The sequence below is a fragment of the Pontibacter virosus genome (assembly GCF_003096355.1).
GTDB classification, from domain to species: Bacteria; Bacteroidota; Bacteroidia; order Cytophagales; family Hymenobacteraceae; genus Pontibacter; species Pontibacter virosus.
On record NZ_QEKI01000004.1, the window covers coordinates 211,365 to 226,716 of the forward strand.

Annotated in this window: 13 protein-coding genes; 7 read left to right on the forward strand and 6 right to left on the reverse strand. The window is 49.8% G+C overall.

Annotation, left to right across the window (positions count from 1 at the left end):
• Positions 1–259: 259 nt before the first annotated feature.
• Positions 260–808, reverse strand: coding sequence for a peptide-methionine (R)-S-oxide reductase MsrB (gene msrB / locus C8E01_RS08015; protein WP_207774878.1), 549 nt, complete (start codon positions 806–808; stop codon positions 260–262).
• 213 nt (positions 809–1,021) lie between these two features.
• On the opposite strand from msrB, the gene typA reads away from it, so the two are divergent.
• The 7 genes from typA (at position 1,022) to C8E01_RS08050 (ending at position 10,473) form a co-directional block, all read left to right on the forward strand.
• Positions 1,022–2,833: a translational GTPase TypA gene (typA, locus tag C8E01_RS08020; RefSeq protein ID WP_116542844.1), complete on the forward strand. Its 1,812-nt coding sequence runs from the start codon at positions 1,022–1,024 to the stop codon at positions 2,831–2,833.
• 187 nt (positions 2,834–3,020) lie between these two features.
• On the forward strand, positions 3,021–3,554 hold the full coding sequence (locus C8E01_RS08025; RefSeq protein WP_116542845.1) for a hypothetical protein: 534 nt from the start codon (positions 3,021–3,023) through the stop codon (positions 3,552–3,554).
• 38 nt (positions 3,555–3,592) lie between these two features.
• Positions 3,593–4,264, forward strand: coding sequence for a hypothetical protein (locus tag C8E01_RS08030; RefSeq protein WP_116542846.1), 672 nt, complete (start codon positions 3,593–3,595; stop codon positions 4,262–4,264).
• Between the two features lie 149 nt (positions 4,265–4,413).
• Complete coding sequence (locus tag C8E01_RS08035) at positions 4,414–5,301, forward strand: DUF4349 domain-containing protein (protein ID WP_116542847.1); 888 nt, start codon at positions 4,414–4,416, stop codon at positions 5,299–5,301.
• 398 nt (positions 5,302–5,699) lie between these two features.
• Entirely contained in the window at positions 5,700–6,914 is a 1,215-nt protein-coding gene (locus C8E01_RS08040) for an OmpA family protein (RefSeq protein ID WP_116542848.1), read from the forward strand.
• A 270-nt stretch (positions 6,915–7,184) separates the two neighbouring features.
• Complete coding sequence (locus C8E01_RS08045) at positions 7,185–8,783, forward strand: hypothetical protein (RefSeq protein ID WP_116542849.1); 1,599 nt, start codon at positions 7,185–7,187, stop codon at positions 8,781–8,783.
• 43 nt (positions 8,784–8,826) lie between these two features.
• Positions 8,827–10,473: a hypothetical protein gene (locus C8E01_RS08050; protein WP_116542850.1), complete on the forward strand. Its 1,647-nt coding sequence runs from the start codon at positions 8,827–8,829 to the stop codon at positions 10,471–10,473.
• Between the two features lie 72 nt (positions 10,474–10,545).
• On the opposite strand, the gene C8E01_RS08055 is transcribed toward C8E01_RS08050, so the two are convergent.
• The 5 genes from C8E01_RS08055 to C8E01_RS08075 all read right to left on the reverse strand — a co-directional run bounded on the left by C8E01_RS08055 (position 10,546) and on the right by C8E01_RS08075 (position 15,229).
• Complete coding sequence (locus tag C8E01_RS08055) at positions 10,546–10,818, reverse strand: hypothetical protein (RefSeq protein WP_116542851.1); 273 nt, start codon at positions 10,816–10,818, stop codon at positions 10,546–10,548.
• A gap of 96 nt (positions 10,819–10,914) precedes the next feature.
• Positions 10,915–11,667, reverse strand: coding sequence for an SDR family NAD(P)-dependent oxidoreductase (locus C8E01_RS08060; protein ID WP_116542852.1), 753 nt, complete (start codon positions 11,665–11,667; stop codon positions 10,915–10,917).
• Position 11,668: 1 nt separating this feature from the next.
• Entirely contained in the window at positions 11,669–12,361 is a 693-nt protein-coding gene (porT, locus tag C8E01_RS08065; protein WP_243409478.1) for a type IX secretion/gliding motility protein PorT/SprT, read from the reverse strand.
• A gap of 11 nt (positions 12,362–12,372) precedes the next feature.
• Positions 12,373–13,095, reverse strand: a complete 723-nt coding sequence (ubiE, locus tag C8E01_RS08070; protein ID WP_116542854.1) for a bifunctional demethylmenaquinone methyltransferase/2-methoxy-6-polyprenyl-1,4-benzoquinol methylase UbiE — start codon at positions 13,093–13,095, stop codon at positions 12,373–12,375.
• A 136-nt stretch (positions 13,096–13,231) separates the two neighbouring features.
• Positions 13,232–15,229 carry an OmpA family protein gene (locus C8E01_RS08075; RefSeq protein WP_116542855.1) on the reverse strand — a complete coding sequence of 666 codons (1,998 nt, stop codon included), beginning with the start codon at positions 15,227–15,229 and terminating at the stop codon, positions 13,232–13,234.
• Positions 15,230–15,352: the final 123 nt, after the last annotated feature.

Here is a 15,352-nt window from a genome sequence, read left to right on the forward strand (position 1 = left end):
TGTTTTCTCGTTAGTGTTGGATAGAAAGTACGGCGTATGGGAGTTTAGAGTTGAAATTTAAGTGATTGTTGGATAGTTAAATTGCTGATGGTTAAATTGTTGAAAAGGGTTTTGTAGGGACAGGTCGCGACCTGTCCGAATAATGCACCGTCTATCATGCACCGCTATACCTGTCTAAGTCACGCACTGAATTCCTCTCATCGGAGCAGGGTTGGGTAAATCGTGCACCCAACAATTTAACCATCAACAATTCAACAATTTAATTACCTTTCTTGAAGCCAAGTGCCGTCGAGTTAAGGCAGTAGCGCAGACCAGTTGGCTTTGGTCCGTCGTCGAATACGTGCCCCAGGTGCCCGCCACATTTGCCGCACACGACTTCAGTACGCACCATACTCATGCTGCGGTCAGTCAGTTCTCTCACATTTTTGGCAGAGATCGGCTTAAAGTAACTGGGCCAACCGGTACCGGAGTCAAATTTGGTGTCAGAGGTAAAGAGCTCGTTTTTACAAGCAGCGCAGGTATAGATGCCCTTCTCATTATGGTCGTTATACTTGCCACTGAAAGCAGGCTCGGTTCCCTTCTCGCGGAGCACATAGTACTGCTCCGGCGTTAATATTCTTTTCCACTCGGCCTCGGTTTTATTAACCTCGTAGGTCTGCTTTGTTTTTTTGGCGCCGCCATTTTGGGCAGCTTCCGCATCAGTTGAGGCGAGGATAACACCTTCTGAGTCGGTGGTAGGCTGGTCCTGTGGTCCGCAGGCGGGTAAGCTCAGGAGCAACAGCAAGGTATAGACATAAAACATTTTCATACAGTTGTTTACGGAATTCAAGAGCAAAAAACAGGCCCCTTTTGATTATTTTATACCTCATTGAACAAAGGCTGGCTGCATAATGTTTGCTCCTTAACCTAAGCCATTGTGCTGAGAGAGAAGATTTAATAATTACCTAACCTGTTTATTTCGAGCGGACTACTAAAAATACGAAGGCTTTTACATACCTTTGCACCTCGAAAAATCTATTCAATGCAAAATATTCGAAATATCGCGATTATCGCACACGTAGACCACGGCAAGACGACGCTCGTGGACAAGATCATCCACGCATCAAAGCTATTCGCTGACCACCAGCACTTTGACGACCTAATTCTGGACAACAATGACCTGGAGCGCGAGCGCGGTATAACGATCGTTTCCAAGAACGTATCAGTTCGTTACAAAGGCTTTAAAATCAACGTAATCGACACGCCTGGTCACGCCGACTTCGGTGGTGAGGTAGAGCGCGTTCTGAAAATGGCCGATGGTGTACTTCTTCTGGTAGATGCCTTTGAAGGTGCCATGCCACAAACCCGTTTCGTATTGGGCAAAGCTATTCAGCTGGGCCTGAAGCCAATCGTAGTAGTAAACAAAGTAGACAAAGAAAACTGCCGTCCTGACGAAGTGCACGAGCAGGTGTTCGACCTGATGTTCAATCTAGAGGCAACCGAAGACCAGCTGGACTTCACCACGCTTTACGGTTCTTCTAAGCAGGGCTGGATGAGCACCGACTGGACGCAGCCAACAACCGACATCACTCCGCTTCTTGATGCCATCATTGATGTGATTCCTGCCGCGCCTTACCGTGAAGGTACGCCGCAAATGCAGATCACTTCGCTTGACTACTCTTCTTTCGTAGGTCGTATCGCCATCGGTCGTGTGCACCGCGGTACCCTGAAGGAAGGTATGCCAATCAATTTGATGAAAGCTGACGGTTCTATCAAGAAGGGCCGTATCAAAGAACTACAGGTATTTGAAGGCCTTGGCAGAAAATCAGTGCAGGAAGTATCTGCCGGCGAAATCTGCGCTGTGACAGGTATAGAAGGCTTCGACATTGGCGACACCATTGCTGATGCTGAAAATCCGGAGGCACTGCCACGTATCTCGATTGACGAGCCAACCATGAACATGCTCTTCACGATCAACAACTCTCCTTTCTTCGGCAAAGAGGGTAAGTTCGTGACTTCACGCCACCTGCGTGACCGTTTGTTCAAAGAAACTGAGAAAAACCTTGCCCTGCGCGTACAGGAAACCGATCGTGAAGATACCTTCCTGGTATTCGGCCGCGGTATCCTTCACTTGTCAGTACTGATCGAAACGATGCGTCGTGAAGGCTACGAACTGCAGGTAGGTCAGCCACAGGTTATCTATAAAGAAATTGACGGCATACGTCACGAGCCAATTGAGCATCTGGTAGTAGACGTTCCGGAAGAAACAGCTGGTAAAGTAATCGAGCTGGTATCGATGCGCAAAGGCGAACTGACGATCATGGAGCCGAAAGGCGACCTGCAGCACCTGGAGTTCAACATTCCGGCGCGCGGCCTGATCGGTCTGCGTAACAACGTGTTGACTGCCACTGCTGGTGAGGCCATCATGAACCACCGTTTCATGGCATATGAGCCGTACAAAGGCGCTATACCTGGCCGTAACAACGGTTCTATCATTTCGATGGAAACAGGCCCTGGCACAGCTTACTCTATTGACAAGCTTCAGGACAGAGGTGTATTCTTCGTTGATCCGGGTGTAGATGTGTACATGGGTCAGGTAATTGGTGAGCACAACCGCCAGAACGATATCACGGTGAACATTCAGAAGGGCAAGAAGCTGACGAACATGCGTGCTTCCGGTTCTGATGACAACACCAAGATCGCTCCGGCTAAGAACTTCTCGCTGGAAGAAGCCATGGAATACATCCAAAAGGACGAGTACCTGGAAGTGACGCCAAAGAGCCTGCGTATGCGTAAGATTTACCTCGACGAGAACGAGCGTAACCGCATGGGCAAGAAAGAAGAAGTAGCGTAGGTATAGCCTGCTCTAGATAAGAAAGCCCCGACCGGTATACCTGGTCGGGGCTTTTTGTTTTAGGGAACTTGTAAAGTGCTATGATTAAGTTATCTTCATCACAGCAAAGCAGTTGACCTATACCTGAAATATGTTGGCTACCCTTACTATTGGATACCTTAACCATACCTAACCTGGATCAAGATTCATGAAAAGTCTACTTCTTTTACTCCTGCTGACTGGCCTCTCTTTCTTGGCAAATGCTCAGACAACGTTTCCGGTAAGCTATAAGAAGTCCATCTTTGTGGAAGGTTTCGGGCAAGGGTTGCAGGGTTCTGTAAACTATGACATGCGGTTCAAAAAGGGACTACAGCATGGCCTTGGCTTTCGTATGGGCGTTGGGGGCATATTTACAGGTACATCAAACGCCGATGCAGCCAACAAAGCAAATGGTGTGATCGGCTTCCCGGTAGGACTTAACTACCTGATCGGAAAAAATAAAAGTGCGTTCGAAGCAGGTATAGGTACCACGCCGCATTATGCCAGAACTGATCTCTACAGCCCTACAAAACCAAAAATAGTCCACGAAAATGGCTGGGATACCAGCGGTTACCTAAACCTGGGCTACCGCTTTCAGCCATTGGACAATGGGTTCATGTTCCGGCTCAACTGGACTCCCGTTTTGAGCAGCACCGGCTTCTTAGCCCAAAACTTTGGCGCGTCGGCAGGGTATAGCTTTTAACAGTTGAGCCGTTATTACACAAACTAGTTGCCCTCCTTATGATGAATCAGATCAAGACTTCCATTGCTTTTCTGCTTGTAGCAATGCTGCTCATGGCGTTGCAATGCGATGATGAGTATCCGCTGGAAGAGTTCAAGTACAACTTTGAGGAAAAGGTGGATATCCTGCCTGCGAAAAAGAGCTACAAGTTGGGTGACACTATTTGGGTAAAATTCCAGAATGATGATAAGCGGCTTTTTGATGTGCTTACAAACCAGGACATCCCCGCTGATTCGGTAGCACTCAGTTTCAAAGTTTATCTGGAAGGTACCTTCTACGCCCCGTTCCGCCCCCCGGGCGGTCATTGCGATTTTATAACTTCCGATAAAGACTTGGACAAGGTAACCCGTCGACCCGGTGATGATGGCGCAAGTCTGTCTATCTCGTATGGATGCACCAGCCCGCAACGCTTCGAAATAGGAATAGTCTTAAAGCAAAGGGGTATCTATAAACTGAACCTGGACCAACGGTCTAATTTCAACAGAGTGGTAAGTTGCACCAATCAACCAGCCGACTTCCCAGTATCGACTCTAACTTACAAGTTCAATGTCGCAGACGCGAATAAAGATGTATACCTCAGCATCCCACCTATCTCGAGGAGCGAAAGCCCTGCAGGCACTACGGAGCGTGAAATTGATCAGAAGCACATTTTTATGGTAAGGGTCGAATAAGCCACTCAACCGTTGCCTCTATACTTTCCAGATATTCTTTCCGATACTCAAAACACGATACCCGCAGTATTTTATTTGCAAGTTGTGTGGAATTTAAGGCCTATTGGCATCTATAAGCTGCCAGTAAGATACACCTTAAAAACATCGCCATGCACCGACAGTTTTTCCATGCTACTGCTTTGTATCCTGCCTTCAGTCACCTTCACAAATCTGTAAAAGGCCACAAAAAATTATTCCCGTCAGCCATTGCCGGGATGGTAGCAATCGCGCTGCTATTTTCCATTTCCGGATGCCAGTCACAAAATGAAGGGGCTGATTACGAAGTCGCCGAGTCAATGATGCTGGCTCCACCACCGGAAGCGGCAGCAATGGAACTGCAGCGCAAGCTGATCAAAGAAGGAAGGGTAGAGTACGAGACCAATCAGATCGAGGCAACGCGCCAGACAGTTTTTGCAGCTGTCAGAAAATACAAAGGCTATGTTTCTTCTGACGAAGAGTATAAATCTCCGGGAAGGACCAGCAACACCCTTGTCATCAGAGTGCCTTCCGATCACTTTGACAACTTGCTGCATGAGGCTACTAACGGCGTAAAGAAGTTTGATGCTAGGGAAATAAATGTGAAGGATGTCACAGAAGAATTCCTTGACATACAGGCCCGACTCAAGACCAAAAAGGAGCTCGAAGGCAGGTTTCTGCAACTACTCAAGCAGGCAACCACAGTTACAGAGGTCCTGGAAATTGAAAAGCAGCTGGCTGCCCTGCGCGCCGACATCGAGTCGATAGAGGGGCGGCTAAAGTACCTGGAGAGCCAGGTGTCCCTTTCTATCCTGACGATGACATTTTATGAAAACACCCCCGTTTATACAGAGTTTTCCACAGAGTTTAAAGACGGCTTCCGAAACGGGTGGAATAACCTGATCTGGCTTTTTGTGTTTATCACCAACATCTGGCCATTTATCTTACTCGGGCTTATGCTGCTGATCGGACTTAACGCCTACAGGAGAAAACGGCAAAGAAATCAGGCTCACCCGCTGTAAGCAACTGTACGCTCTAAACTGACAGACCACACTTACACTTTATGCTGCAGAAATTGCTGTTTTCGGGTCGCCTTGGCCTTAAGGCTGGCGTCCGGTAATGGTCTCAGGTATAGGCATTCACTCCCTCACCTGGCTCCTATAGGTAGAAATTGCACTGGATATAAGGGTGTAACTGACACCTGCGTATTTTAAAACGAATAAAGACACAGTGCTGCAAGAGCCCACTAAGAACGAAAATGAGCAAACCTGATGCAGCCTTGTCTGATGTTGATCGTTTTTCACCCACTGTTACTTCTCATTTACCCATAAAATAATATTTTTCACCAATTATATAACTATACATATTTAAAATGTAATTATAAATCATACCTTTCTCTTAGTACTATACCTGTTGTATTATGAGAACACATGCTTTTTTCACCGGACTGATTGCACTGGTTTTCCTTTTGTTTACACCAGCTGCAGCACAAATCAACGTGGGTAAGAACCTCAAAAATAAAATCAACAATAAGATTAACCAGAAAGTAGACCAGCAGGTTGACAAATCAATCGATGAAACGCTGGAAGGCAAAAAGGAACCCGCTGCTGACAAAAGTGACAGCAAGCGCAGTAGCGCCAAAGCAAGTGGGTCGGGATCGGAGGAAGTAAAAATGAAAGCCTGGAGCAAGTACGATTTCGTGCCGGGCGACAAAGTGCTCTTTGCAGACAATCTAGCCGGAGAGGAAAACGGCGAGTTCCCATCGCGCTGGGATCTGAACAAGGGAAATGCCGAGGTAGCTGATTTTGGGGGTGAGCCTGTCATCAACCTGGTTTCGACGGGTACGAGCATTAAACCCCTCATGAAGCGGGAAAACTGGCTCCCCGAAACATTCACCATCGAGATGGACCTTTACTTTGACAGCGACAACCCCAACGTGGCCTATGAGATTTATTTGGTAGATGATCAAAAGACCTACAAAGAAGCAACACATGGGCACTTTTGGGATCCGATAGACGTGCGGGCAAACAGAATTAGGTTTAAGACCTATGGCTCCGAGTCAGAAGAACTGAAAGAGAAGGGGGTGAATAACCAGTGGCGCCACCTGTCCATCGCATTTAACAAGCGCAGCATGAAGGTATATCTGGACGAAGAGCGCCTGATCAACATTCCGAATGTAACGGGTACGCCCACCGGCCTTCGCATAGAAGTAGACAAGCGCATTGATGCGAACACGATGGTGAAGAACGTGCTAATTGCAGAAGGGGGCAAAAAGCTGTATGACCAGATGGCCGCAGATGGCAAGATCGTTACCTACGGCATTAAGTTCGATGTGAACAAGGCTGATATACGTCCCGAATCGGCAGGTACGCTCACTAGTATTGCCAAACTCATGGAAGAGCAGCCCACTCTCAAGTTCAGCGTAGAAGGCCACACCGATAGCGACGGAGACGACAATGCAAACATGAAACTCAGCCAGCAGCGTGCAGAGTCAGTTAGGACCTACCTGATCGGACAAGGTATAGCAGCTGAACGGCTAGAGGCCAAAGGTTGGGGCGAGTCCAAGCCAATCGACAAGAACGCTACGGCCGAGGCGAAATCAAACAACAGGCGGGTGGAGTTCGTGAAAAAATAGAACACCGGGTAGACCTGTAAGCAGCAAGGGGCAGCCGCACGATGCGGCTGCCCCTTGCTGCTTTAAAGTTAGTCGATATTAAGTGTTTCATCTCCTCTTCCAGGTATACCGGTTAGGCTAACCTCTAGTTCCTGCTTTAGTGTAACTTGCCCGCACTTTGTGCTGCGCAAAGGCCCTCACAACGAAAATAAATCCCATTCGGCGGCTTGTCTGTAAACATTAGCGCTCATTTACGTTAGATAGGCAGATAAAATTGATAACCCACTTTGCATGAAAAGCTACTACCTGCACGTTTTGTCACTCGCGTGCATCCTCCTTTTTTCCTCAGGCTGTGCCCGGAGGAATTTTTTCGCCAAAACACCTGTCGTTGACCAAGCGCGCTATCAGCAGCTGAAAACCGCCTCACCTGCTGAGGTAGACAGCGTAACCGTCATGGCTGGCCAGCATTACAAACGTACCGGATTCCACCATCTATTCTGGGGCAAACACTACCGCGAGGTATGGGCCACACCAGTTACAGTCAGTGTGTTCGACATGAAAACGGCCAAGGGTGGCTTGTCTGTCGAGAAGCTCGGAGGAGGAATGCAGACCACTAGTCTTACTTTGATCGATGATAACGGCTTTACCTATGCACTCCGCTCTCTGGACAAAGACCCGGCCGGCATTTTGCCTAAATTCTGGCGTAACACTTTTGTGGCAGATGTGCTCCGCGACCAGACCTCAGCCATTAACCCCTATGCTGCTTTTGTGCTGCCCACCATGGCGGAAGCGGCAGGTATACCGCACTCAAAACCGGAGCTGGTCTACGTGCTGCCTTCTGACACCACCTTCGGAGAGCACAACGATAAGTTTCAAGACCGCGTGTTCATGATCGAGGAGAAATACAACGATGACCGTACCATCACCCCTATGCTCGGCAACGCAACCGACATCGCCGGTTCCAAGAAGATGCTCAAAGAGCGTTTTGGGGATGATGACCACTTTATAGACCAGCGCGAGTTTGCCCGCGCCCGCCTCTTTGATCTGTTCATCAATGACTGGGACCGACACGAAGGTCAGTGGGAATGGGCCGTGTACGACGATGGCGATAACAAATACTACCGGGCTATCCCCAAAGACCGCGATAACGCTTTTTTTAAGTTTGATGACGGAATCATTACATGGCTCTTCAGCCGCAAGTGGGCCATCAGAAAGTTCGAGACCTTCGGCCCCAAATATAAGGATGTGTATGCCCTGATGATGAACGCCAGCTTCATCGACAGCCGCGCCCTGACAGAGCTAACCGCCGAGGACTACCAGCAGATCGCAACCGAATTACAAACAGCCCTGACAGATGATGTTATTGAGCGGGCTATCCGCCAGTTTCCCCCCAAGGTATACGACCTGTTGGGTGAGCAGACGATCGGCATTCTGAAAAGCCGCCGCGACTTGCTGCCCCAGGCCGCACAGGAGTTTTACCTGCATCTGGCTAAGAAGCCACTGGTAATCGGGACTGACAAGGAAGACCGGTTTGAAGTAGAACGCCTGAACGACGAGGAGACAGCTGTCAAGGTCATTCGAAAATCTGATGACAAGCAGGTATACCACCGGGTGTTCAAGCGCAGCGAAACCAGTCAGATTACACTGCACGGCCTGGCTGATGACGATGAGTTTGAAGTAAGCGGTGAAGTGAACAAAGGTATACGCATCGTGATTGTGGGTGGCCGCGGGGAAGACGAGATCAAGGATAGCTCAAACGTGAAAAGCTGGCGTCGCAAAACCATTGTGTATGACACGAAGCGGGGCAACGAGATCGAGTTTGGACCTGAAACCGTCGACAAAACCACCAACGACGTAAGAGTACACGCCTTTGATAGGGAGGGCTATTAAGTAAGCAGCCCCCGCCGCAAAGCACTAACCGACACCACCTACCATGCACCCCTACCACCCTAACATGCGCCTCAACCGACACCTCACCACTACCCTTGCCTGTTTGCTGGGTCTGCTTTCAGCAGGCTGCATCGGCAACAAATACACACACAGTCTGCAGCAGGTACCTCCTCCTGCAGGGTCACCCACTGCCATACCTGCCTCCAACGATAGCACCATCACGGTGGCTGTAGGGGAGCACTACGGTCGCGGTTGGCTGCACACCTTCTTCTATGGCAAGCATTACCGCCCCGCCTGGACTACGCCGGTCGAATTCAAAGTGCTGGACCTTGGCACAGCAAAAGGAGGCCTCAAGCCTACACAGCAAGGTGGCAGTCGGCAGACCATGAACCTGCGCCTGGAGGCTTCTGACGGAAAAGAATATGTGTTGCGCTCGGTTGATAAAGATCCTGCCACGGCACTGCCAAAAAAATGGCAGCAAAGCTATGCCGCCAACATCATTCGTGATGCGACCTCTGCTACACACCCTTATGCAGCCCTGGTGCTGCCTCCTATGGCCGAGGCCATCGGCATCCATCACACCAAACCTGAACTGGTCTATATACCCCACGACCCACGCTTAGGCGAGTATCTGGAAAACTTTGGCGGCATGGTTGCGCTGCTTGAGATCAGACCAAACGATAACTTGTCTGACGAACCAGGTATGGGAAACTCTGAGAATATCAAAAGCACCCGGGCCATGCTCAAAGACCGCTTCTTCGACAACGACAGCCACCTGGACGCCCGCTACTACCTGCGTGCCCGCCTCTTTGACATGCTGATCGGCGACTGGAGCCGGCATGAGGGCAACTGGCGCTGGGCGCAGTATAAGCAGGACGGCGTAAAGGTATACCAGGCCGTGCCCCGCGACCGCGACAATGTGTTCTACAAGCTCAACGATGCGATCATACCCTGGATCTTTATGCGCACGGGCCTTAAGAAACACTTTCGGACTTATAGCGACAACTTATCGAACCTAGATGACCTGAACAGAAGTGGCCGCAACCTGGACGAAACGATACTCGCCGGCCTCACCTACCAGGACTGGGTGGAAGTGGCTGACAGCGTGAGCAGTGAATTGACAGATGAGGTAATTGAGCAGTCATTCCGACAAATGCCCGATAATATTTACAAGCTCACGGCTACACCCATCATGTCCAAGCTGAAGTCCCGCCGCAACAAACTAGGCAAGTCTATCCGGAAGTACTACAAGGAGTTGATGCGGGAGGCGATCGTTACAGGGTCTGACAAACACGAAAGGTTTGAAGTTGAAGTCCTGTCCGCCAATGAGGTACGGGTACAGGCATACAAGATCAATAAAGACGGGGAAGATAAGAGACAGCTCTTTGACCGGGTTTTTCAGGCTGCCGATACAAAAGAGATACACTTGTACGGCCTCAACGGCGATGACGAATTTATAGTAAAGGGACAAGGCAAGTCAAAGATCAAGATCAGAATATGGGGCGGTGCGGGCGAGGACGGCTATACCGTAAAAGGACCCAAACCCATGGCCCGACGCATCCGGATAGAAGACACCGAGTACCGAAACTTCTACGACCTGAGTAAGGGCACCCGACAAAAGACCCAGCAAAACCCAAATGCGAATCAGTATGATGCCGAAGGCTGGCTGCTGCGCTATTATCTGGATTGATAAACCACTTGTCTGACATAAAAAAGAGGGAGCTGACTTTAATAGCCGGCTCCCTCTTTTTTATGTCACAGGTTAGTCTTGCTCACCTGTTTTGTTCTTAGCTCCTTGTCCGCCGCCACCTCCGCTGTTTCGGCTGCCAGTGCGGTTATCCTGGTCTTTGGCTGCCCAGGCACCCTGGCCCTGCTGCTGGCTGGCCGTAGCCTTTGTGCCATCCGTACCCAGGTCTGTAGCTCCCTTATGGTTCGCCTCGTTCGAATACTCATCCGGCATCGGCTGCGAGTTCGCGTTACTATCTGGTTTCTGTCTATTCTTATTCTCTTCTGAATTATTCTTGTTCGTAGCCATATCTTTGATTTTATAGATCACGTCAAGCCCGCAATTATTACGGACATTCCCCCTTAAGTACGGCCAGCTTAAGGGTGGGTTGTCAGCGTGAGTTGGCTACAGCTGTTTATTCAGCACGGTGGATGATGCCTGCGCGGTTGGCAGAATCATTACTTCGGCGATGTTGACATGGGCAGGACGCGTTACCATAAAGGTGATCAGATCAGCGATATCTTCTGCACGCAGCGGTTCGTAGCCCTGGTATACGCCAGCGGCACGTTCCTTGTCACCTTTAAAGCGAACTTCTGAAAACTCCGTCTCTACCAAGCCTGGGTTCACCTCCGACACTTTTATGCCTTCCTGCACCAAGTCAATGCGCATACCCCTGGAGAGGGCATCCACTGCAAACTTAGAGGCACAGTACACGTTGCCGTTGGCGTACACCTCCTTGCCGGCTATAGAACCGATGTTGATGATGTGGCCGTGCTTACGGGCAAGCATAAGCGGAAGCACTGCATGTGTTACATAAAGCAAGCCCTTCACATTGATGTCAAGCATAGCGTCCCAGTCGTTTAGGTTGCCGCTTTGCACAGGCGCCAGGCCATGGGCATTGCCGGCGTTGTTCACCAGCACGTCTATACCTTTCCAGTCATCGGGCAGGCTGTTGATGGCATCAGCCACCGCCTCGCGGTCGCGCACATCAAAAGCTAGCGTGTGCACCGGCACCTCTGTGATCTGCTGTTGCAGATCCTGCAGGCGCTCAGCCCTGCGGCCCGTGGCTACGATGTGATAGCCCGCTTTAGCCAAAGCAAACGCCGTAGCGCGACCTATACCTGATGTAGCTCCTGTTACAAGTGCAATGCGTGCCATACTATTCGAAGTGGAAAATTAGCGATAAGTTACGGGTAGTCATTCTGTCGATCAATGGACTGTACTCTCCGCCGTCCGCCTTCTGATTCATAAGTCCGTGAGAGAAGCGCAACTCAGGCGCAAACTTAAAGTACGGGTAGAAAATATCCAGACCCACGCCATACTCTATTGCCAGATCATTGCGATTTATACGCAGCAGGTCGCGGTTCTGTGTATGCTTGGTATTGCCCAGCACACGACTTGCCTTTACACCGCCTACCATGTACATCCTGAAGTTGCCGCGGCGCTTCGCTCTATACTTGAGCAGCACGGGCAATTCGATTACCGGTGAGGCAAAGGTGGTGTTATCAAAGCTTCCGCCTTCCCCTTCAGGTACACTACCACTTTCAAAATCGATGCTGCGCCCGTAAAAGCCCACGCCGGGTACGAAGCGGGCATCCAGGTATTCAAGCAGACGCACATTCAGCACAAGGCCAGGGTAAAAGCCCAGGCTGTTCATCGTGTTCACCTGTGTGCCACCGCCTGCCTGATCGGCGTAAGCCTGCGAGTGCTCAATGTAGTACTTAGAATAGGACATGCCCAGGTAAAAGCCATAGTGAATGCGCTTTTCGTCGTAGCCAGGCTTATTCTCGCCTTTCACTTTCTGGTTCTGGGCCTGTACCTGCGTAGCACCCGCCAGGAAAATCAAGAACAATAACGCAAAGCTTATTTTTTGCCAGTGTAGATGGAGCTGATTCCAAATGTGAGTGAATGCCATTTTGTTTGTTTAAAGCCAACTTCTTCAAAGATGTTAAGAAATTCCTTGCCGTCCGGGAAGGCCTGCACCGACTCGGGCAGGTAGGTATAGGCGGCACGGTCCTTAGAAACGAATTTACCTACCATCGGTAGTATATTCTTAAAATAAAATTGATACAGCTGCTTCATGGGGAAGCTCTGCGGTTTAGAAAACTCCAGTACCACAACTGTACCACCCGGCTTGAGCACGCGTCGCATCTCCAACAGGCCCTGCTTTAGGTTTTCAAAGTTACGCACCCCAAAAGCCACCGTGATCGCATCAAAGCTATTGTCTTCGAACGGCAGGTTCTCGGAGTCACCGTACTTTAGCTCGATCTTTTGGGTCAGTCCCTTGCGCTTCAGCTTTTCACGCCCCACGGCCAGCATGCCTTCCGAAATGTCAACGCCCGTGATCTTATCAGGGTTGAGGCTCAGTGCTTCAATCGCGAAGTCGGCTGTACCAGTGGCAATGTCCAGCATCTGTTTCGGATTTTCGGCTTTGAGCAGGCTCACCGCCTTCTTACGCCAGATGATGTCAATGCCGGCACTCAGGAAGTGATTCAGGAAATCGTATTTGCCCGCAATGTTGTCAAACATCTGAGCAACCTGCGATTTCTTGTCGTTATTCTGGTCTTTGTAGGGTACTACCGCCATGGGTTATGCTTATGTAATAAAAGAACAAAAATACTGTACCTGTAACTATTATGCACAGTTTGTGTTCCATTATTATAAAAAAACAGGCTGAGCGAATGCCCAGCCTGTTTTTATTTATACAATGTGATCAGGCAACTTAGTTTACAGGAACTTCCTGCTGTGTGTCCTGACGCTGAATGATCTTAAACTCAGTTCTTCTGTTCAACTGCATGTTAGAAGCAGAGTTGTTAGTAGCAACCGGACGACGCTCACCGTAGCTTACTGTCACGAGTCTGCGTGCAGAGATACCCTGCTGTACCAGATAATCGAAGGCAGCATTAGCACGGTTCTCGCCAAGTGTCATGTTGTACTGTTCGCTGGCGCGTGAGTCGGTGTGACCTTCGATGCTTACGTTCACGTTCGGGTTAGCTTTCATGAAAGCTGCCACAGCATCCAGCTCGCGAATTGACTCGGCACGCAGATCGTACTTGTCGGTATCGTAGTAGATGTTTTTGAACTCCATCGTAGCAATCGCGTCTTTACCGGCCAGTGCAGGAGCACCAGGGCTTACACGTGTAGAGTCACCGAAGTCGATGTAGAAGTTTTGCTCAACGGTAGTCGTGTCGTTCAGCACCATTGGCATTTCGAATGATTCTGTCGTCAGCACTTGACCGTCTTTTGTGATCTCAACCTGGTACGTACGGCCAGAAAGGATACGCAGGTCATACAGACCGTCTTCCTGCTTGGTCACGTCACGGTAAGAGATCGGACGCTTGTCAGCCTGCTGTCCGTTGAAAACCAGCTCCAGGCCAGGTATAGCCAGGCTGTCGTTCGTAGCGTACACACGGCCAGTCACACGAGCTGCACGGATGTAGTTGATGGTATAGATATCCTTTTCACCGTAGCCACCGATGCGGTAAGAAGACAGGTAAGCATAGCTTCCGTCCGGGCTCAGGCGGTAGTAGGTGTCGTCGTCTGGTGTGTTAACCGGGTAACCCAGGTTTTCAGGACGGGCGAAACGCTTAGCCACTGAGTCATATTTGGCTACAAAGATGTCGTAACCACCCATGGTGTTGTGACCGCGTGAAGCGAAGTACAGCGAGCCGTCAGCAGCCATATAAGGGCTGTCGTCATCGAACTTCGTGTTGATAGCGGCACCTACGCTGCGTGGCTTGCCCCACTCGCCGTTGCGCTGACGCTGCGATACGTAGATATCCAGGTCACCATCTTCAGAGTAGTGGCTGGTCGAGAAGTAAAGGCGCTGGTTGTCCGGTGTGATAAAGGCATCAGACTCGAAATCAGCAGTGTTGATGTTAGAACCGATGCTCTTGGCATCACCCCACGAACCGTCAGCCTGACGCTCAGCGTACATGATGTCACCGTTGTTTACAGAGCGGTAAAGGAGCATCTTGGTGTCGTTGTCGAACAGCTGGATAGAAGCATCGTGGCCTGAGCTCTTCAGGTTACCAGCGATAGAGCGTGGTTGCTCCCACTCGTCACCCTGGATACGGCGTGTTTCGTAGATATCTTCGAAATACTCGCCGTCTGAAGCCTTGGCACCACTCTGGTTGTTACCGGCACTGCGCGAGGTAAACAGCAGGTAGTTATCGTCAGAAGAGATTACCGGGCTGTGCTCTGAGTACTCTGTGTTTACCACACCACCCAGGTTTTTCACGAAGATATCCTTCGGGTTAGCCACTTCCTTCTGCGCGTTGCGGCTCTGCTGAATCAGCATGGCTACCTCTTCGCGGCGCCAGTCGTCACGCTTACGAATGTTTGGAATGTAAGCCTGGTAGTGCTTAATGGCATCGTCGAAACGGTAGTTGATGTGGTTGATACGGCCGAGCCAGTATTCAATATCACGATCTACATTAGGCTTAACAGACTGTGCTTTGTTGATGTACTCTGCCGCTTTCTCCTTGTCGAAAGTCATGTAGCTGATACCCGCAAAGTAGAGGGCTTCAGCATTGTTTGGGTCATTGGCCAGCACTTGCTCATAGTAAGGCAAGGCAGCGCGGTAGTTTTCACGGTCAAAAAATTTGTTTCCAGTCCGTACCAGCTTTCTGTTACTCTGCGCGTCTACCGTGTAGACACTCACACAGGTAACCGCCAGTGCTAATGAAAGCCGTGAAAATAATTTGGCTAAATTATTCATGCTGTAAAGGGTTTGTTATACTTATTGTTTGTATGGATATATGTGTTAATCTTTTCCTAAAGAATTGAAAAAGGCTCACTCGCTTAGCTGATCTGGTTTAGCAGTGCCTTACTACCTTCATCC

Excerpts from the sequence above, each read along its gene's own strand:
- C8E01_RS08050 (WP_116542850.1), top strand. The coding sequence starts at position 8,827 with ATGCACCCCTACCACCCTAACATGCGCCTCAACCGACACCTCACCACT.
- C8E01_RS08025 (WP_116542845.1), top strand. The coding sequence starts at position 3,021 with ATGAAAAGTCTACTTCTTTTACTCCTGCTGACTGGCCTCTCTTTCTTG.
- C8E01_RS08035 (WP_116542847.1), top strand. The coding sequence starts at position 4,414 with ATGCACCGACAGTTTTTCCATGCTACTGCTTTGTATCCTGCCTTCAGT.
- C8E01_RS08030 (WP_116542846.1), top strand. The coding sequence starts at position 3,593 with ATGATGAATCAGATCAAGACTTCCATTGCTTTTCTGCTTGTAGCAATG.
- msrB (WP_207774878.1), bottom strand. The coding sequence starts at position 808 with ATGAAAATGTTTTATGTCTATACCTTGCTGTTGCTCCTGAGCTTACCC.
- ubiE (WP_116542854.1), bottom strand. The coding sequence starts at position 13,095 with ATGGCGGTAGTACCCTACAAAGACCAGAATAACGACAAGAAATCGCAG.
- C8E01_RS08075 (WP_116542855.1), bottom strand. The coding sequence starts at position 15,229 with ATGAATAATTTAGCCAAATTATTTTCACGGCTTTCATTAGCACTGGCG.
- C8E01_RS08060 (WP_116542852.1), bottom strand. The coding sequence starts at position 11,667 with ATGGCACGCATTGCACTTGTAACAGGAGCTACATCAGGTATAGGTCGC.
- typA (WP_116542844.1), top strand. The coding sequence starts at position 1,022 with ATGCAAAATATTCGAAATATCGCGATTATCGCACACGTAGACCACGGC.
- C8E01_RS08045 (WP_116542849.1), top strand. The coding sequence starts at position 7,185 with ATGAAAAGCTACTACCTGCACGTTTTGTCACTCGCGTGCATCCTCCTT.
- C8E01_RS08055 (WP_116542851.1), bottom strand. The coding sequence starts at position 10,818 with ATGGCTACGAACAAGAATAATTCAGAAGAGAATAAGAATAGACAGAAA.
- C8E01_RS08040 (WP_116542848.1), top strand. The coding sequence starts at position 5,700 with ATGAGAACACATGCTTTTTTCACCGGACTGATTGCACTGGTTTTCCTT.